Genomic DNA, 18,978 nt, shown 5'->3' with positions numbered 1-18,978 from the left:
AAAACGGCGCAGAGTATAGCAGCGAGAACAGAACATGTCTTCGTTTTATGATAATATGGCCGAATAATCTTTAGACGAAGAATGACAATGCTGCAAAATATCCGAATCGTGCTGGTCGAAACCTCTCACACCGGCAACATGGGCTCCGTGGCCCGCGCTATGAAAACCATGGGTTTAACTAATCTGTGGCTGGTTAACCCGCTGGTCAAACCGGACTCGCAGGCCATCGCCCTCGCGGCAGGCGCCAGCGACGTTATTGGTAACGCGCAGATTGTCGATACTCTCGACGAAGCGCTGGCCGGGTGTAGCCTGGTGGTGGGCACCAGCGCGCGTTCCCGCACGCTGCCGTGGCCGATGCTCGATCCGCGTGAATGCGGTCTGAAAAGCGTTGCGGAAGGCGCGCACGCGCCGGTGGCGCTGGTGTTTGGCCGCGAACGCGTTGGCCTGACCAACGACGAATTGCAGAAATGCCACTATCACGTAGCGATTGCCGCCAACCCTGAATACAGCTCGCTGAACCTGGCGATGGCGGTGCAGGTTATTGCGTATGAAGTGCGCATGGCCTGGCTGGCGGCGCAGGAAAACGATGCTCCGGTCGTTGAGCAGGATGAAACCCCTTATCCGTTGGTCGATGACCTGGAACGTTTTTACGGCCATCTGGAGCAGACGCTGCTGTCTACCGGCTTTATTCGTGAAAACCATCCAGGGCAGGTGATGAATAAGCTGCGCCGCATGTTCACCCGCGCGCGTCCGGAAAGCCAGGAGTTGAACATCCTGCGCGGTATTCTGGCGTCAATTGAGCAGCAGAATAAAGGCAAGTAACTGCGTTGAGGCCGGATAGCGCCTGCTTATCCGGCTCACTGGCCGTGCGATGTGTCGCCCTGATAAGCGAAGCGCTATCTGGCAGATGAATACCGCACGGAACGCCAAATACCTGACTAATTTACTCAAGTAAATAGTTGACTGTTTTAGTCGGGAATGTCAGACTTGGCCCTGCTATGCAATACCCCCATTATATTATTAAAAACCCCGGGCAGGGGCGAGTTTTGAGGTTAAGTAAGACATGAGACTGACATCTAAAGGGCGTTATGCCGTGACAGCGATGCTGGACGTTGCACTCAACTCCGAATCGGGCCCGGTACCGTTGGCCGATATTTCTGAACGTCAGGGAATCTCACTCTCCTATCTGGAGCAGCTGTTTTCCCGTCTGCGTAAAAATGGATTAGTATCCAGCGTTCGCGGACCAGGCGGTGGTTATCTGCTGGGGAAAGAAGCTATCCACATCGCAGTGGGTGAAGTGATTAGCGCAGTGGATGAATCCGTTGACGCGACCCGCTGCCAGGGTAAAGGCGGCTGCCAGGGCGGCGATAAATGTTTGACCCACGCACTGTGGCGCGATCTGAGCGACCGTCTGACCGGTTTCCTGAACAACATCACCCTGGGTGAACTGGTGAATAACCAGGAAGTTCTGGATGTGTCTGGCCGCCAGCATACGCATGACACCACCCGCAATAATCGCGTACAAGACGCAATCGACGTTAAGTTACGTGCATAATCAACCGCTCCTGCCGTGTGCCACCAGGGCACATCCGGCAGGCCTGGTTAAATAAAAAAGAGATTTCAGAGTCAGGCCGGGACTTTGGTTCCGTCAACACGGTCGTACATCCAGCCGGTTGCCTGATTCCTTGCATTGAGTGATGTACGGAGTTAAAGAGCAATGAAATTACCGATCTATCTCGACTACTCCGCAACCACGCCGGTGGACCCGCGTGTTGCCGAGAAAATGATGCAGTGTCTGACCCTGGACGGAAACTTTGGTAACCCCGCTTCCCGTTCACACCGTTTCGGCTGGCATGCTGAAGAGGCGGTAGATATCGCCCGTAACCAGATTGCCGAGCTCGTTGGTGCAGACCCGCGCGAAATCGTATTTACTTCCGGTGCGACTGAATCCGATAACCTGGCGATTAAAGGTGCAGCCAACTTTTATCAGAAAAAAGGCAAGCACATCATCACCAGCAAAACCGAACATAAAGCCGTGCTCGACACCTGTCGTCAGCTCGAGCGTGAAGGTTTTGAAATTACCTATCTGGCGCCACAGCGCAACGGGATTATCGACCTGAAAGAGCTCGAAGCGGCGATGCGTGATGACACCATCCTCGTTTCTATCATGCACGTGAACAACGAAATCGGCGTGGTGCAGGATATCGCGACTATCGGCGAAATGTGCCGTGCGCGCGGTATCATCTATCACGTGGATGCGACTCAGAGCGTGGGCAAACTGCCAATCGATCTGAGCCAGCTGAAAGTTGACCTGATGTCCTTCTCCGGTCACAAAATTTACGGTCCAAAAGGTATCGGCGCGCTGTATGTTCGTCGTAAGCCACGTATCCGTATCGAAGCGCAAATGCACGGCGGCGGTCACGAGCGCGGCATGCGTTCCGGTACTCTGCCTGTCCACCAGATCGTCGGTATGGGTGAAGCTTACCGTATCGCGAAAGAAGAGATGGAAACCGAGATGGCGCGCCTGCGCGGTCTGCGTAACCGTCTGTGGAATGGCGTGAAAGATATGGAAGAGGTTTACCTTAACGGTGACCTCGAGCAGGGCGCACCGAACATCCTCAACGTCAGCTTCAACTTTGTTGAAGGCGAGTCGCTGATCATGGCGCTGAAAGATCTGGCCGTCTCTTCCGGTTCTGCCTGTACTTCCGCAAGCCTTGAGCCATCCTACGTGCTGCGCGCGCTGGGTATGACTGATGAGCTGGCGCATAGCTCCATTCGTTTCTCTTTAGGTCGTTTCACTACCGAAGAAGAGATTGACTACGCCATCAATCTGGTTCGCAACTCCATTGGCCGTCTGCGCGACCTTTCTCCACTGTGGGAAATGTTCAAGCAGGGCGTGGATCTGAACAGCATTGAATGGTCACATCATTAATCGGTAGATAAGGAGAATTCATCATGGCTTACAGCGAAAAAGTAATCGATCACTACGAGAACCCACGTAACGTCGGTTCTTTCGACAACAGCGACGATAGCGTCGGCAGCGGCATGGTCGGCGCACCGGCCTGCGGCGACGTGATGAAGTTGCAGATTAAAGTCAACAATGAAGGTATCATTGAAGACGCGCGTTTCAAGACTTACGGCTGCGGTTCCGCCATTGCCTCCAGCTCCCTGGTGACCGAATGGGTCAAAGGGAAATCTCTGGACGAAGCACAGGCGATTAAAAACACCGATATCGCAGACGAACTTGAACTGCCACCAGTGAAAATTCACTGTTCTATTCTGGCAGAAGACGCGATTAAAGCCGCCATTGCGGACTACAAAAGCAAACGTGAAGCAAAATAATTAAGAGTTGAGGTTATTATGTCGATTTCCTTAAGCGACAGTGCAGCAGAGCGAGTCAATACCTTCCTGTCAAACCGCGGTAAAGGGTTTGGCCTGCGTCTGGGCGTCAGAACGTCCGGCTGTTCAGGTATGGCCTATGTACTGGAATTTGTTGACGAGCCGGCGGCAGAAGATACCGTATTCGAAGACAAAGGCGTGAAGGTTGTCATCGACGGTAAAAGCCTGCAATTTCTTGACGGTACGCAGCTGGACTTCGTGAAAGAAGGTCTGAACGAAGGGTTTAAATTCACCAACCCTAACGTGAAAGACGAGTGCGGTTGCGGCGAAAGCTTCCACGTCTAATGTTGAGTCCTGCCAACCCCACTCATGGTTTCATCGCTGTGCGTGGGGTTTGTTTTAAATAGTTAACCCTGAGATCGTCATGGATTACTTTACTCTCTTTGGATTGCCAGTCGGTTATCACGTAGACACTCAGGCCCTTGCGGCACGTTTCCAGGACCTGCAGCGTCAGAATCATCCCGATCGTTTTGCCAGCGCCAGCGACGCCGAACAGCTTGTTGCGGTTCAGCGCTCCGCCAACATTAATCAGGCATGGCAAACTCTGCGTCACCCGCTGACGCGCGCGGAATATCTGCTCTCCCTGCACGGTTTTGACCTCTCATCCGAACAGCACACCGTCCGCGACACCGCGTTCCTGATGGAACAGCTGGAGCTGCGCGAAGAGCTTGATGAGATTGAGCAGGCGAAAGACACCGACCGCCTTGAAAACCTGCAAAAGCGCATTAAAACAATGTATACCCAACGCCAGCAGCAGATGGTGGCGGAATTAGACGCTAAGACGTGGGACGCGGCGGCGGATACCGTGCGTAAACTGCGTTTTCTCGATAAACTCCAAAGCAGCGCTGAATTACTCGAAGAAAAGCTGCTCGATTTCTGATTTTGGAAGCATAACATGGCCTTATTACAAATTAGTGAGCCGGGGCTGAGTGCCGCACCGCACCAGCGTCGTCTGGCGGTGGGCATCGACTTAGGCACCACCAATTCTCTGGTTGCGACCGTGCGTAGCGGCCAGGCTGAGACGCTGGCTGACAGCCAGGGACGTCACCTGCTGCCATCCGTCGTTCATTACCAGGCGCAGGGCCACGTGGTCGGCTATGACGCGCGTACCAACGCCGCGCAGGATCCGGCCAACACCATCAGTTCCGTGAAGCGCATGATGGGCCGCTCGCTGGCGGACATCCAGACGCGTTACCCACATCTGCCGTACCAGTTCCAGGCCAGTGAAAACGGCCTGCCGATGCTGGTGACCGACGCCGGCGTACTGAACCCGATTCGCGTTTCCGCAGACATTCTGAAAGCGCTGGCCGCCCGTGCCACCGAATCCCTTGCTGGTGAACTGGACGGGGTGGTCATCACCGTTCCGGCCTATTTTGATGATGCTCAGCGTCAGGGCACCAAGGACGCTGCGCGTCTGGCGGGCCTGCACGTCCTGCGTCTGCTCAATGAACCAACAGCCGCAGCGATTGCCTACGGCCTGGATTCCGGTCAGGAAGGCGTGATTGCTGTGTATGACCTCGGCGGCGGGACTTTTGACATCTCGATTCTGCGTCTGAGCCGCGGCGTGTTTGAAGTGCTGGCGACCGGCGGTGATTCCGCGCTGGGCGGCGATGACTTCGACCACCTGCTGGCTGACCATATCCGCGAACAGGCGGGTATTGCCGATCGCAGCGACAACCGCGTACAGCGTGAGCTGCTCGATGCCGCTATCGCGGCCAAAATTGCGCTGAGCGATGCCGACCGCGTGGCCGTTGACGTTGCCGGCTGGAAAGGTGAAGTCACCCGCGAGCAGTTTAACGAACTCATTTCTGTGCTGGTGAAGCGCACTCTGCTGGCCTGCCGCCGCGCGCTGAAAGATGCGGGCGTGGAAGCTGATGAAGTGCTGGAAGTGGTGATGGTCGGTGGTTCTACCCGCGTACCGCTGGTGCGTGAGCGCGTGGGTGAATTCTTTGGCCGTACGCCGCTGACCTCCATCGACCCGGACAAAGTGGTGGCTATTGGCGCCGCCGTTCAGGCCGATATTCTGGTGGGCAACAAGCCGGACAGCGAAATGCTGCTGCTTGACGTTATCCCGCTGTCGCTGGGCCTCGAAACCATGGGCGGCCTGGTGGAGAAAGTGATCCCGCGTAACACCACCATTCCGGTGGCGCGTGCGCAGGAGTTCACCACCTTTAAAGATGGCCAGACCGCAATGTCTATCCACGTCATGCAGGGTGAACGCGAACTGGTGCAGGACTGCCGCTCGTTGGCTCGTTTCGCACTGCGCGGTATTCCGGCATTACCGGCGGGCGGTGCGCATATTCGCGTCACCTTCCAGGTCGATGCCGACGGTCTCTTGAGCGTCACGGCGATGGAGAAATCCACCGGCGTTGAGTCCTCGATCCAGGTGAAACCGTCCTACGGTCTGACCGATGGCGAAATCGCCACCATGATTAAAGATTCCATGAGCTACGCCGAGCAGGACGTGAAAGCACGCATGCTGGCGGAGCAGAAAGTGGAAGCGGCGCGTGTGCTGGAAAGCCTGCACGGTGCGCTCGCTGCTGATGCCGCGCTGTTAAGCGCCGCAGAGCGTCAGGAGATTGACCGCGTCGCTGCCGAACTGAGTGCGGCAGCCGAGGGCGATGATACTGACGCCATAGAACAATCCATTAAAAACGTTGACAAACAAACCCAGGAATTCGCCGCTCGTCGTATGGACCAATCCGTCCGTATGGCGCTGAAAGGCCAATCCGTGGACGAGGTTTAATATGCCAAAGATTGTGATTTTGCCTCATCAGGACCTGTGTCCGGATGGCGCGGTTCTGGAAGCTGAAAGCGGTGAAACTATTCTCAACGTTGCCCTGCGTAACGGTATTGAGATTGAACATGCCTGTGAGAAATCCTGTGCGTGCACCACCTGCCACTGCATCGTTCGCGAAGGTTTTGACTCGCTGGCGGAAAGCACTGAAGACGAAGACGACATGCTGGATAAAGCATGGGGTCTGGAGCCGGATAGCCGTTTAAGCTGCCAGGCGCGCGTTGCCGACGAAGATCTGGTGGTCGAAATTCCGCGTTACACAATTAACCACGCGCGCGAGCACTAACAGGGGATAGTATGGGACTGAAGTGGACTGACAGCCGCGAAATCGGCGAAGCGCTGTACGATGCCTTCCCGGACACCGATCCGAAGACCGTACGTTTCACCGACCTGCACCAATGGATTTGCGACCTCGAAGATTTTGATGATGACCCTCAGGCATCAAATGAAAAAATTCTTGAGGCAATTCTGTTAGTCTGGTTGGATGAAGCAGACTAATTTCGCCTCATGATTCACGCTGCCCTCCGCGGATTTTCCGCCTGCCTGCGGTGTGAATCATAGAGTGAATAAATCTTAACGGGCTGCCATTCGGCGGCCCGTTTGCTAATAAGGATAAATATAATGACAGAAGCGATGAAAATTACCCTGTCTACCCAGCCGGCCGACGCGCGCTGGGGTGACAAAGCGGCTTATAGCATTAATGATGACGGCATCTCCCTGCACCTCACCGGCCGCGATGACACCGGCCTGATTCAGCGCGCGGCGCGCAAAATTGACGGCATGGGCATCAAGCACGTTGCGCTGACCGGCGAAGGCTGGGATGTTGAGCGCACCTGGGCGTTCTGGGCAGGTTACAAAGGGCCTAAAGGCAGCCGCCAGGTCGAGTGGCCTGAACTGGCTGATGCGCAGAAAGCTGAACTGGATAACCGTCTGACCTATATCGATTGGGTACGCGATACCATCAATGCTCCTGCGGAAGAGCTGGGCCCTGAGCAGCTGGCGCAGCGCGCGGTGGATCTGCTGTGCGGCGTGGCGTGCGACCACGTTTCCTACCGCATTACCAAAGGCGAAGACCTGCGCGACCAGAACTATATGGGCCTGCACACCGTGGGCCGTGGCTCGGATCGCCCGCCGGTTCTGCTGACCCTGGACTACAACCCAACCGGTGATAAAGAAGCGCCGGTCTATGCCTGCCTGGTGGGTAAAGGCATCACTTTCGACTCCGGCGGTTACAGCATCAAGCAGAGCGCCTTTATGGATTCGATGAAGTCCGATATGGGCGGCGCGGCGACCGTAACCGGCGCGCTGGCGCTGGCGATTACTCGTGGTCTTAACAAGCGCGTGAAGCTGTTCTTGCTCTGTGCGGACAACCTGATCAGCGGCAATGCCTTTAAGCTTGGCGACATCATTCGCTACCGTAACGGTAAAAATGTCGAAGTGATGAATACCGACGCTGAAGGCCGTCTGGTGCTGGCCGATGGCCTGATTGACGCCAGCGCGCAGAAACCTGAGTTGATTATCGATGCGGCGACTCTGACCGGGGCGGCAAAAACCGCGCTGGGTAACGATTACCACGCGCTGTTTAGCTTCGATGACCAGTTGGCGAATCGTCTGCTGGCAAGCGCGCAGGCAGAAAACGAAGCCTTCTGGCGTCTGCCGCTGGCCGAGTTCCACCGCAATCAGCTGCCGTCTAACTTTGCCGAACTGAACAACACCGGCAGCGCGGCTTATCCGGCGGGTGCGAGTACGGCGGCGGGCTTCCTGTCCCACTTCGTGGAAAACTACCACAAGGGCTGGCTGCATATTGACTGCTCCGCAACCTACCGCAAATCTGCCGTTGAGCAGTGGTCGGCGGGTGCGACCGGGCTGGGCGTGCGCACGATTGCCAATCTGTTGACCGCTGAATAATCTTTGCCCCGCACCCTAACCCTCTCCCCATAGGGGAGAGGGAATCGTTCGGCTCTCTCCCTTAATGCATGAGCTGAGGTCAGGCGCCGGTTTTCTGCCTCGACTTGAGGGTTGAAGAGAAGTGCCGGTTTTCTCCCTCGCCCCTTTGGGGAGAGGGCCGGGGTGAGGGGAAATCATGCCATCTGGAACCACTATGTCCGAAACCAAAAACGAATTAGAAACCCTGCTGGAGCAGGCTGCCACCGAACCCGCGCACCGTCCGGCTTTCTTCCGTACGCTGCTGGAATCTACCGTCTGGGTACCGGGCACCGCCGCTGATGACCAACAGGTTGTCGACGACAGCGCGCTTGAGCTGCAGCACTGGGAAAAAGATGACGGGACCTCGGTTATCCCTTTCTTTACCTCGCTTGAGGCCTTGCAACTGGCGGTCACTACCGAACAGGCGTTTGTCGCCATGCCGGTGCGCACGCTATTTGAAATGACCCTCGGTGAGACGCTGTTCCTGAACGCGAAGCTGCCGACCGGAAAAGAATTTACCCCGCGCGAAATCAGCCATCTGATTGGCGAAGAAGGTAATCCGCTCAGCACCCAGGAAGTGCTGGAAGGCGGCAGCGCGCTGCTGCTTTCTGAAGTGGCAGAACCACCGGCGCAAATGGTGGAATCGCTGACCACGCTGTTTAAAACCCTGAAAACGGTGAAGCGCGCGTTCCTGTGCTCGATTAAAGAGCACGCAGATGAACAGCCAAACCTGCTTATCGGGATCGAAGCGGAAGGGGATATCGAAGAGATTATTCACGCCGCCGGAAGCGTGGCGACCGATACGTTGCCGGGCGATGAGCCGATTGATATCTGCCAGGTGGTCGAAGGCGAAAAGGGCATCAGCCACTTTATGCTGGCCCACATCACCCCGTTCTATGAAAAACGCTGGGGCAGCTTCCTGCGCGATTTCAAACAAAACCGCATCATCTAAACGGCGGTTCGCGCCGCTTATTGGTCAGTTGTCAGGTCGATAAGCGGCAGATTACCCCGTCGCCTCCAGCAGCAGTAAATCCATCAATAAAACCAGATTCGATTCGAACGAGGTGACGCCTGCGGCCTCGGCGGCGAAATGCACCGCTTCGTCGTAGAGCGCGAAATGAAGATCGGCCAGACCGGCAAGAGAGTTCGCCGAGGCGCGGGTAAACGCGACCACCGTCATTCCAACATTCCGGGCAATACGCGCTTTGTCGAGCACCTGTTCGGTTTCCCCGCTGCGTGACACGGCGATAAACACCTGGTAGCGCGCGGCGTTGCTGAGGAAAATATTACGGCTATCGCCCGGCCCGGAAATAAACGCCGTTTTGCCGAGCACCTGCAGTTTTTTGGTTAGATACTCCGCGAATAGATAGGAAAACCCGGCGCCGTAGAGAAAAAAACGCTCCTGCTGGCGTAGCAGGCAGGTGAACTGCTGACGTTTTTCCGCCGTCGCCCACTGGAAAGTGAGCTGGTAATTGGCCAAAAAGTGGTTGAACAGCGCCGAGCTTTCACCGGCGTTGTCCGGCTGCTGCACGGCAATGTGCGGCGTCTCCGCCAGCAGATTTTTGCAGTGCCAGATAAATTCGCTGTAGCCGCTAAAACCCAGCTTCTGGCATAGCCGCATAATGGTTGCCGTGGAGACAAAGGTCGCCTGAGCCAGCTGACGGACGGTGATATTGCCCACCAGTAACGGGTGTTCCGTCAGATGAGCCAATACCCGGTATTCGGCGCGTGTTAATGAATCCCCGCGCGTCAACAGCGTTGTTAGGCGATTATCCATTTACTGGGCAGGCTCGATTGGCAGGTCGGCCCGCGCGCCCCATTCACTCCATGAACCGTCGTACAGCGTCACGTCCGGGGCCTCAAGGGTGGCCAGCGCCAGCGCGACAACTGCCGCCGTGACGCCGGAACCGCAACTGACGATGATCGGTTTATGTAAATCAACGCCCTGGCGAGCAAAAATGGCTTCCAGCTCATCGGTGGTTTTCAGTTCGCCATCGATAACCAAATCGCCCCACGGTACATTGCGTGCGCCGGGAATATGCCCGCGGCGCAGGCCCGGACGCGGTTCATCAACCTGCGCGTTAAAACGCGGTGCCGGGCGGGCATCCACGATTTGCGCGGTGCCTTCGTGGCTGGCCAGCAGCACGTCGGTGAGTCGTTTGACGGCTTCTGGGCTAAATTCTGCTTCAAACTCGCCTTCGGCTGCTTTGGCGTCACCGTGTTCCAGCAGCAGATCGTCGCGCTGCCAGCCGGCCAAACCACCCGCCAGAATAGACACTCGCTGTGCGCCAAAGGTGCGCAGCATCCACCACGCGCGCGGGGCGGAGAACAGGTTGCCCTCATCGACAATCACCAGATGTTTATCGCGGCTGACGCCCAGCTCGCGCATGGCGACGGCAAACGCTTCCGGGCGCGGCATCATATGCGGCAGGGGAGAGGTGTGATCGGAGAGGGCTTCAATATCAAAAAAAACGGCGCCCGGCAGGTGCCCGGCGCGAAATTCTGCGTTGAGATCGCGGTGTTCCTGGCCCGGTGGCGCCATACGGGCGTCAATAATCTGCACTTCCGGGTCATCAACGTGCTCTGCCAGCCAGTCGGCGGCAACGAAAAACGAAGTGGTCATATTACCCTCCATTGATGAATTACAAAGGGATTGTCGGTGTTTTTCGTCACACCGACAAGTGACCAGCGGTTTATTAGCGCGTTGCTTCACCATTTTTCCAGGCGTGCTGCAAATGCGGCCAGTAATCCTGGTTGGCGGTAATCATCTCATCGAGAATGGCTTTGGCGTGAGCCATCGTTGGTACCGTCCGATTGAGGGTGAAAGCCTGTAACGCTTTTTCGTAGCTGCCTTCCAGCGTGGCTTCAACCAGCAGCTGCTCTGAGGCCAGCTGTTGCATCAGCAGCGTTTGGTGGAACAACGGCACGTTACCCATTCGTACCGGTTCCGGGCCATTGGCGGTGATATAGGCCGGAACTTCAACCATCGCATCGTCCGGCAGATTGGCGATAGCCCCCTGGTTTTCCACAATCACCAGATGACGCTGGCGCAGGTCGAACGCCAGAGAACAGGCAACATCGACAATAAACGCGCCGTGCACGCCAACGTGGAACGCGTCGGGCAGAATGCCGGTATTTTTATATTCTACCGCCGCCGCACACAGTTTTTTCTCACGCCCGTCCATCACTTCGTTGGCGCGGGTATAGTCCGGGTTTTGATGCTCAACAATCTGGTTAGGCATCAGGTAGTACTGCAAATATGGGTTCGGCAGATACTCCGGGAAGCACTCCATTATTGGCTGAATGTTGCGCCAGGTTTTCACCCATGACGGATCGGCGTGCTGCGGATCGGTTTGCGCCGCATCTTCCGTCAGCAGGCCAAACTTCGCCACGTGGCGGCGCAGCTCCGGCATTTTGTCCTCACCGTCAACGCGGACCTGGGTGAACCAGCCGAAGTGGTTGAGGCCGAAATAATCGACGTCGAGTTTATGGCGATCAACGCCGAGGATGGCGCCCATATTACGCATCGCCGCCACCGGCATATCGCAAATATTTAATACGCGCGCTTTCGGACGCAGACGGCGGATCCCTTCCGCCACGATTGCCGCCGGGTTGGAGTAGTTGACGATCCACGCTTTTGGATCGGCGTAGCGCTCTACCAGATCGATAAGCTCAGCCATCGGCAGGATCGTGCGTAAACCGTAGGCCAACCCGCCGGGGCCGCAGGTCTCCTGGCCGACGACACCGTGGCGCAGCGGAATTTTTTCATCCTGCTCGCGCATTTTGTATTGCCCAACGCGCATCTGTGCAAAGACGAAATGAGCGCCGCTGAATGCCGTTTCCGGGCAGGTGGTGACGGTAAATTTGATGCTTTGGCTGTGGTCGCGAATCACTTTCTCCACGACCGGCGCAATGGTGTTCTGGCGGGCTTCGTCAATATCGTAGAGACGGATTTCGGCCAGTGGAAAGTCTTCAAGCCGCACCATCAGGCTTTTTACGATACCCGGCGTGTAGGTGCTGCCGCCGCCGGCGATCGCGAGGATAAATGGGGATTTCAACATGGTATAGCCTCCTTCAGAGAACCGCTTCAACGGCTTCTCGCATTTTTTTGACATGCAGCCCGTAGACCACCTGAACGTTATTACCCTGCTTGATGATGCCTTTGGCACCAGTCGCTTTAAGCTGTGGTTCGTTAATCTGCGCCACATCTTTCACCGTGACGCGCAGGCGGGTGTAGCAGTTGTCCACCACCTCAATGTTGTCGCGGCCGCCCAACCCTTCGATGATGCTGGCTCCCAGCCCGTCGTTATTGCCCTTTGCCTGATACTCCTGCTTGCTGTAGAGCTTCGTCTGCTGGTCGTCCTCTTCGCGGCCCGGCGTGTTCATGTCAAAGCGCAGGATCAGGAAACGGAAGATGACGAAGTAGAGCGCGAACATGATGAGCCCGACCACGATGTACATCGGCCAGTTGGATTTGGCGGTACCCAGCGGCAGGTTGTAGAGAATGAAATCGATAATGCCGTTGGCGCCGATGGCGTGGACGCCGAACAGCGAGAACAACATCATGCCGATGCCGGTCAGCACCGCGTGCACCACAAACAGCAGTGGGGCGACGAACAGGAAGGAGAACTCGATAGGTTCGGTGACGCCGACCAGCATTGAAGTCAGCGCCGCCGGGATAAGAATCGCTTTTGCCGCCGCTTTGCGTTCCGGTTTGGCGGTGACGTACATCGCCAGCGCGGCCGCAGGCAGGCCGAACATTTTACTGATACCGCGCGCGTCCCATACCACCGTGCTACTTAACTGCGTCACGCTGGGACAGGCCATCTCGGCGAAATAGATATTACGCGCGCCCTGATACATCGTGCCGCACACCTCTTGGGTACCGCCCAGCTCGGTATACAGGAACGGGGTATAAACCAAATGGTGGAGCCCGGTGGGCACCAGAATACGTTCCAGGAAACCGTAAATGGCGACGCCGAAGGGGCCAGAGCCTTTAATCGCCAGCGCCAGTGCGCTGATACCATGCTGGGCCCACGGCCACAGTTCGCTCATCACCACGCCGAGCACAATCGCCACCGGCAGGATAATAATGGTGACAAAGCAGTGGCCGGAGTAAATCGCCATCGCGCCGGAGAACTGCACGCCGGAGTAGCGGTTATAGAGGTAGCCGGTGAGCGCGCCGGTCAGGATCCCGGCAAAGACGCCCATCTCCAGCACCTGCACGCCCAGCACCATGCTTTGTCCTGCGGTACGCATCTGGTCAGCCGGAGCCAGTTCGCCTTGCAACTGTAGCGTGACGTTCATGGCGTTGATAAACACGATAAACGTCACCAGCCCCAGCAGGGCGGCATAGCCTTTGTCGCGGGCGGCAAGGCCGATAGGGATACCGACGGCGAAGATCATCGCCAGGTTGACCAGCAGCGACACCGCCGATTTGGCAATCAGCTGCCCGAGGTTTTGCACCGCCGGATAGCCCAGCACGTGGATATATTCGGCCAGGCTGCCGTTACCCAGGACATTACCAAAAGCGATAAACAGGCCGACGATAGGCAGGATCAGCACCGGTCCGTAAAGCGACTTGCCAAAATTTTGTAGGGCATTAACGGCTCTTTTCATTCTGTTCTCCAAATTTTGAACCGCATCGATAAGAGGATAAGACCCGCTGACGGTAGCAGCACTCCGCTAACTTAATCTAGCTATCTTATTGTTTTAAAAACAAAGTACGCTTAACGTCACATGTTACGTTACGACCTGTGATCGCAGTAACATCGCAGGCAGATGGAGAGTAGGAAGGGATTTTTGGGAGTTTAACGACTACTGGCGGGCTACGGCCTCAGGCATAATACTGTGTTGACCACACAATCAGACATCACCAGTCAGAGGTTACAGGATGAAACCCTTTCGTTTGGCCACGCTAGCCCTCGCGCTGGCAATGACATTCACGCTGGCGGGTTGCGACAATAACAACGACGACAAGCCCGCCGTTTCCGCTACACCGAGCAATACTGACGGCGCGAAAAACAATAACGCCGCACCGAAAGCAGATGCCGCCACGCTGGAAAAACTGGCTCAGCAGAGCCAGGGGAAATCCCTTTCGCTCCTTGACGCATCTGAAGTTCAGCTGGATGGCGCTGCGACGCTGGTGCTCACCTTCTCAATTGCGCTTAATCCCGACCAGGACTTCAGCAAAACGGTCCACGTGGTGGATAAAAAGAGCGGCAAGGTCGACGGTGCCTGGGAATTGTCACCCAATCTTAAAGAGCTGCGCTTACGCCATCTTGAACCGAAACGTGACCTGATTGTGACGGTTGACCCGCAGCTGGCGGCGTTGAATAAAGCCACCTTTGGCACCAGCGTTGAGAAAACGCTGACCACCCGCGATATTGCGCCGAGCGTCGGCTTTGCGAGCCGCGGTTCGCTGCTGCCGGGCAAAGTGATTGAAGGGCTGCCGGTGATGGTGCTTAACGTCCCGCACGTTGACGTTAACTTCTTCCGCGTCAAGCCTGAAGCGTTGGCGGGGTTTGTCAGCCAGTGGGAATACCGTAGTTCGCTGAGCAACTGGGAATCGGATGAGCTGCTGAAAATGGCCGATCTGGTCTATACCGGCCGCTTTGACCTCAACCCGGCGCGTAATACCCGGGAAAAACTGCTGCTGCCGCTGAAGGACATTGCGCCTTTGCAACAGTCCGGCGTCTATATTGCGGTGATGAATCCGGCCGGGCAGTACAGCTATAGCAATGCCGCCACGCTGTTTACCCTTAGCGATGTCGGCGTGTCTCTGCATCGCTACCACGACCTGCTGGATGTCTTTACCCAGAGCCTGGAAAATGGTGCCGCGCAGTCAGCCGTGGAATTAACGCTGCTAAACGACAAAGGGCAAACGCTGGCGCAGGCGACCAGTGACGATAAAGGCCACGCCGCGCTGAAAACAGACAAAGAAGCGGCTCTGCTGCTGGCGCGTAAAGAGGGGCAAACCACTCTTCTCGATCTCAAACAACCCGCGCTGGATTTGGCCGAGTTCGATATTGCCGGGGCACCGGGCTACCGGAAGCAGTTCTTTATGTTTGGCCCGCGCGATCTCTATCGCCCAGGGGAAACGGTGATTTTAAACGGCCTGCTGCGCGACAGCGACGGCAAACCGCTACCCGACCAGCCGGTGAAACTCGATGTGGTGAAACCCGACGGCACGATAGTCCGTAGCGTGGTGAGCCAGCCGACCAATGGCCTGTACCAGCTTAACTGGGCGCTGGACAGCGGGGCGGCGACCGGGATGTGGCACATTCGCGCCAATACCGGCGACAACCAGCTGCAGGAGTGGGATTTCCACGTTGAAGATTTTATGCCGGAGCGCATGGCGCTGAATATCACGCCACAGGCCACACCGCTGGCGCCGGATGACGATGTGAAATTCAGCGTCGCAGGTTACTACCTGTACGGTGCACCGGCCAACGGCAACAGCCTTCAGGGCAAACTGTTCTTACGCCCGCTGCGCGATGCCGTGGCGGCGCTACCGGGCTTCCAGTTTGGTGATATCGCTCAGGAGAATATCAGCCGTAGCCTCGATGAAATGAATCTGACGCTGGATGATAAAGGGCACGGCGAAGTGACCACCGCCAGCCAGTGGCAGGAAACCCACTCGCCGTTGCAGGTGATTTTACAGGCCAGCCTGCTGGAATCGGGAGGCCGTCCGGTGACGCGTCGGGCGACTCAGGCAATCTGGCCTGCCGCCGAACTGCCGGGGATCCGTCCTCAGTTTGCCAGCAAAGCGGTGTATGACTACCGTACCGACACCACCGTTAACCAGCCGATCGTGGATGAAAACGGGCAGGCGGCGTTCGATATCGTCTACAGCAATGCGCAGGGCGATAAAAAAGCGGTGTCCGGCCTGCAGGTGCGCCTGATCCGCGAGCGTCGTGATTATTACTGGAACTGGTCGGAAGGCGATGGCTGGCAGTCTCGCTTTGATCAAAAAGATCTGGTGGAAGGTGAAGAAACGCTGGATCTGAAAACCGATGAAACCGGAAAGGTCAGCTTCCCGGTGGAGTGGGGCGCCTATCGTCTGGAGGTGAAAGCGCCGAACGATGCGGTCAGCAGCGTGCGCTTCTGGGCGGGCTACAGCTGGCAGGATAACAGCGACGGCAGCGGCGCCGCGCGTCCCGACAGCGTGACGCTGAAACTGGATAAACCGAACTACCAGCCGGGCGATACCATCAAGCTGCACGTTGCCGCCCCGGCGGCAGGGAAAGGTTATGCCATGGTGGAGTCCAGCGACGGGCCGCTGTGGTGGCAGGAAATTGACGTCCCGGAAAAAGGGCTGGATCTGACCATTCCGGTGGATAAAAGCTGGAACCGTCACGACCTCTATCTGAGCACGCTGGTGGTGCGTCCGGGGGATAAATCCCGTTCCGCGACGCCGAAGCGGGCCGTGGGGGTACTGCATCTGCCGCTGGGCGATGAACAGCGTCGGCTGAATGTCGCTCTTGATGCGCCACAGAAAATGCGTCCGAACCAGCCGCTGACCGTCAAAGTGAAGGTCAATCGCAAAGACGGCGCGGCACCGAAACGAGTGAACGTTCTGCTATCGGCGGTTGACAGCGGAGTGCTCAATATTACCGATTACACCACCCCGGATCCGTGGCAGGCCTTCTTTGGCCAGAAACGTTACGGCGCAGATATCTATGACATTTATGGCCAGGTGATTGAAGGCGAGGGGCGTCTTGCCAGCCTGCGCTTCGGCGGTGATGGCGATGAGCTTAACCGCGGTGGCAAACCGCCGGTCAACCACGTCACTATTATCGCCCAGCAGGCGCAGCCGGTAACGCTGGACGACAACGGGGAAGGCACGATTACGATGCCGATTGGTGATTTTAACGGCGAGCTGCGGGTGATGGCACAGGCGTGGACGACGGAAGATTTCGGCAGCAGCGAAGACAAAGTTGTGGTAGCAGCGCCGGTCGTCGCCGAGCTGAATACGCCTCGCTTTATGGCCAGCGGTGACAGCGCACGCCTGACGCTCGATGTCACCAACCTGACCGACCAGCCGCAGACCCTGACGGTGCAAGTTGCCGCCAGCGGCCTGATGCAGTTAAACGGCGCTCAGCCGTCGCCACTGAAACTGGAGCCAGGCGTACGCAGTACCCTGTTTGTTCCGGTTAGCGCGGGTGAGGGTTATGGCGAGGGGGATGTCAGCGTGACCGTTTCGGGTGTTAATCTGCCGGGCGAAACGCTAGCGGATTTGCATAAACAGTGGAAAATTGGCGTCCGGCCTGCCTTCCCAGCTCAGACGGTGAGCCTTGGCGCGGTGCTGCAGCCGGGGCAGAGCTGGAACCTCCCGGCTAACCAGAATGCGGCATTTTCACCGGCCACGTTACAGGGGCAGCTTCTATTAAGCGGCAAACCGCCGCTCAACCTGGCGCGCTATATCCGTGAATTGAAAGCCTATCCTTACGGTTGTCTTGAACAGACCGCCAGCGGACTCTTCCCGCAGCTTTATACCAATGCCGAACAGCTGAAAACCTTGGGCATCGTCGGTGACAGCGACGATAAGCGCCGCGCAGCGGTAGATATCGGCATTTCGCGCCTGCTGCAAATGCAGAAGGATAACGGCGGTTTTGGTCTGTGGGATAAAGACGGCCCGGAAGAGTATTGGCTGACTGCCTACGCCATGGACTTCCTGGTGCGCGCGGGTGAGCAGGGTTACAGCGTGCCGGCCGAAGCGATTAACAAAGGCAACAATCGTATGCTGCGTTACCTTCAGGAGCCGGGGCTGATGAGCATTCGCTATACCGACGACACCGCGGCCAGCCGTTTCGCCATTCAGGCATACGCGGGACTGGTGCTGGCCCGGCAGCAAAAAGCGCCGCTTGGCGCACTGCGTGAGCTGTGGGAACGCCGCGAGCAGGTGCGTTCCGGCCTGCCGCTGATGCAGCTCGGTATCGCCCTCAAAGCCATGGGCGATGCTCCACGCAGCCAGCAGGCCGTGCAGCTGGCGTTGACCACCAAACGTTCCGAACAGCCGCGCTGGCTGGCGGACTACGGCAGCCAACTGCGTGACAATGCGCTGATGCTCTCCCTGCTGGAAGAGAATAAACTGCTGCCGGACGCACAAAACACGCTGCTGCAAACCCTCTCTGAAGAGGCGTTTGGCGAACGCTGGCTGTCGACGCAGGAAAACAATGCGCTGTTCCTGGCCGCCAAAGGGCTGCTAAGTCTGCCGGGTAACTGGCAGGCGCAGACGTCGCTGGAAACGCAGCCTCTGCAGGGCGACAAATCCCTGACGCGTAATCTGGATGCGGATCAACTTTCGGTGCTGCAAGTGACCAACAAAGGTGAACAGCCATTGTGGCTGCGCCTCGACAGCAGCGGTTATCCGAACAGCGCCCCTGCGGCGGCGAGCAACGTTTTGCATATTGAGCGTCAGTTCTTCGGCACCGATGGGCAGAGCAAATCGCTCTCCTCGCTGCGCAGCGGTGATTTGGTGCTAGTGAAGCTGGAGGTGAAAGCCGGCCAGAACGTGCCGGATGCGCTGGTCGTCGACATGCTGCCGGCGGGCCTCGAGCTGGAAAACCAAAACCTGGCCAACAGCAGCGCCAATTTGCAGGACAATGGCACGGCGGTACAGGAGTGGCTCAATCAGATGCAGCAGGCGGATATCCAGCATATGGAGTTCCGCGATGATCGCTTCGTGGCGGCGGTGGCGGTTAACGCCAATCAGCCGGTCACGCTGGTGTATCTGGCGCGCGCGGTGATGCCGGGCACTTACCACGTCCCACCGTCGCTGGTTGAATCGATGTATGTTCCTGGCTGGCGCGCAACGGGTGCGGCTGACGATATGCTGATCGTCGTTCCGTAAG

At 57.2% G+C, this 18,978-nt stretch carries 16 protein-coding genes; 12 read left to right on the top strand and 4 right to left on the bottom strand.

The genetic code is table 11. The features are described 5' to 3' along the window. Positions 1 to 87: 87 nt before the first annotated feature. From trmJ to sseB, 11 genes are all read left to right on the top strand, one after another. Complete coding sequence (gene trmJ / locus LZ634_RS03730; protein WP_234502404.1) at positions 88 to 822, top strand: tRNA (cytosine(32)/uridine(32)-2'-O)-methyltransferase TrmJ; 735 nt, start codon at positions 88 to 90, stop codon at positions 820 to 822. Between the two features lie 241 nt (positions 823 to 1,063). Beyond that, positions 1,064 to 1,555, top strand: coding sequence for a Fe-S cluster assembly transcriptional regulator IscR (gene iscR / locus LZ634_RS03725; protein ID WP_234502403.1), 492 nt, complete (start codon positions 1,064 to 1,066; stop codon positions 1,553 to 1,555). 162 nt (positions 1,556 to 1,717) lie between these two features. Further along, positions 1,718 to 2,932 carry a cysteine desulfurase gene (iscS, locus tag LZ634_RS03720; RefSeq protein WP_052282276.1) on the top strand — a complete coding sequence of 405 codons (1,215 nt, stop codon included), beginning with the start codon at positions 1,718 to 1,720 and terminating at the stop codon, positions 2,930 to 2,932. Positions 2,933 to 2,955: 23 nt separating this feature from the next. Then, positions 2,956 to 3,342 (top strand): Fe-S cluster assembly scaffold IscU, encoded by a 387-nt coding sequence (gene iscU / locus LZ634_RS03715; RefSeq protein WP_004866383.1) that lies wholly within the window; start codon positions 2,956 to 2,958, stop codon positions 3,340 to 3,342. An 18-nt stretch (positions 3,343 to 3,360) separates the two neighbouring features. Next, complete coding sequence (iscA, locus tag LZ634_RS03710; RefSeq protein WP_234502402.1) at positions 3,361 to 3,684, top strand: iron-sulfur cluster assembly protein IscA; 324 nt, start codon at positions 3,361 to 3,363, stop codon at positions 3,682 to 3,684. Positions 3,685 to 3,763: 79 nt separating this feature from the next. Continuing rightward, entirely contained in the window at positions 3,764 to 4,279 is a 516-nt protein-coding gene (hscB, locus tag LZ634_RS03705; RefSeq protein ID WP_234502401.1) for a co-chaperone HscB, read from the top strand. Between the two features lie 15 nt (positions 4,280 to 4,294). Next, complete coding sequence (gene hscA, locus LZ634_RS03700) at positions 4,295 to 6,145, top strand: Fe-S protein assembly chaperone HscA (RefSeq protein WP_234502400.1); 1,851 nt, start codon at positions 4,295 to 4,297, stop codon at positions 6,143 to 6,145. Between the two features lies 1 nt (position 6,146). After that, a complete protein-coding gene (gene fdx / locus LZ634_RS03695; RefSeq protein WP_052282280.1) occupies positions 6,147 to 6,482 on the top strand; it encodes an ISC system 2Fe-2S type ferredoxin in 336 nt (111 codons plus the stop codon). A gap of 11 nt (positions 6,483 to 6,493) precedes the next feature. Further along, entirely contained in the window at positions 6,494 to 6,694 is a 201-nt protein-coding gene (gene iscX, locus LZ634_RS03690) for a Fe-S cluster assembly protein IscX (protein ID WP_052282281.1), read from the top strand. 123 nt (positions 6,695 to 6,817) lie between these two features. Further along, positions 6,818 to 8,104, top strand: coding sequence for an aminopeptidase PepB (gene pepB, locus LZ634_RS03685; RefSeq protein WP_234502399.1), 1,287 nt, complete (start codon positions 6,818 to 6,820; stop codon positions 8,102 to 8,104). A 193-nt stretch (positions 8,105 to 8,297) separates the two neighbouring features. After that, positions 8,298 to 9,074: an enhanced serine sensitivity protein SseB gene (gene sseB / locus LZ634_RS03680; protein WP_234502398.1), complete on the top strand. Its 777-nt coding sequence runs from the start codon at positions 8,298 to 8,300 to the stop codon at positions 9,072 to 9,074. A 51-nt stretch (positions 9,075 to 9,125) separates the two neighbouring features. Here the strand turns inward: sseB and LZ634_RS03675 are convergent, their stop codons facing one another. The 4 genes from LZ634_RS03675 to LZ634_RS03660 form a co-directional block, all read right to left on the bottom strand. Beyond that, the gene (locus tag LZ634_RS03675; RefSeq protein ID WP_234502397.1) at positions 9,126 to 9,899 is read right to left on the bottom strand and encodes a MurR/RpiR family transcriptional regulator; all 774 of its coding nucleotides are present in this window, start codon (positions 9,897 to 9,899) and stop codon (positions 9,126 to 9,128) included. Then, complete coding sequence (sseA, locus tag LZ634_RS03670) at positions 9,900 to 10,745, bottom strand: 3-mercaptopyruvate sulfurtransferase (protein WP_234502396.1); 846 nt, start codon at positions 10,743 to 10,745, stop codon at positions 9,900 to 9,902. A 73-nt stretch (positions 10,746 to 10,818) separates the two neighbouring features. Then, entirely contained in the window at positions 10,819 to 12,183 is a 1,365-nt protein-coding gene (locus tag LZ634_RS03665) for a 6-phospho-alpha-glucosidase (protein WP_234502395.1), read from the bottom strand. Between the two features lie 13 nt (positions 12,184 to 12,196). Next, positions 12,197 to 13,741, bottom strand: a complete 1,545-nt coding sequence (locus tag LZ634_RS03660) for a PTS transporter subunit EIIC (RefSeq protein WP_234502394.1) — start codon at positions 13,739 to 13,741, stop codon at positions 12,197 to 12,199. 274 nt (positions 13,742 to 14,015) lie between these two features. On the opposite strand from LZ634_RS03660, the gene LZ634_RS03655 reads away from it, so the two are divergent. After that, entirely contained in the window at positions 14,016 to 18,977 is a 4,962-nt protein-coding gene (locus LZ634_RS03655; RefSeq protein WP_234502393.1) for an alpha-2-macroglobulin family protein, read from the top strand. The last annotated feature ends 1 nt before the right edge of the window (position 18,978 follow it).

This window comes from Kluyvera intermedia (assembly GCF_021440345.1).
GTDB lineage: Bacteria > Pseudomonadota > Gammaproteobacteria > Enterobacterales > Enterobacteriaceae > Kluyvera > Kluyvera intermedia_A.
This window is presented reverse-complemented; position numbering and strand designations above follow the sequence as displayed.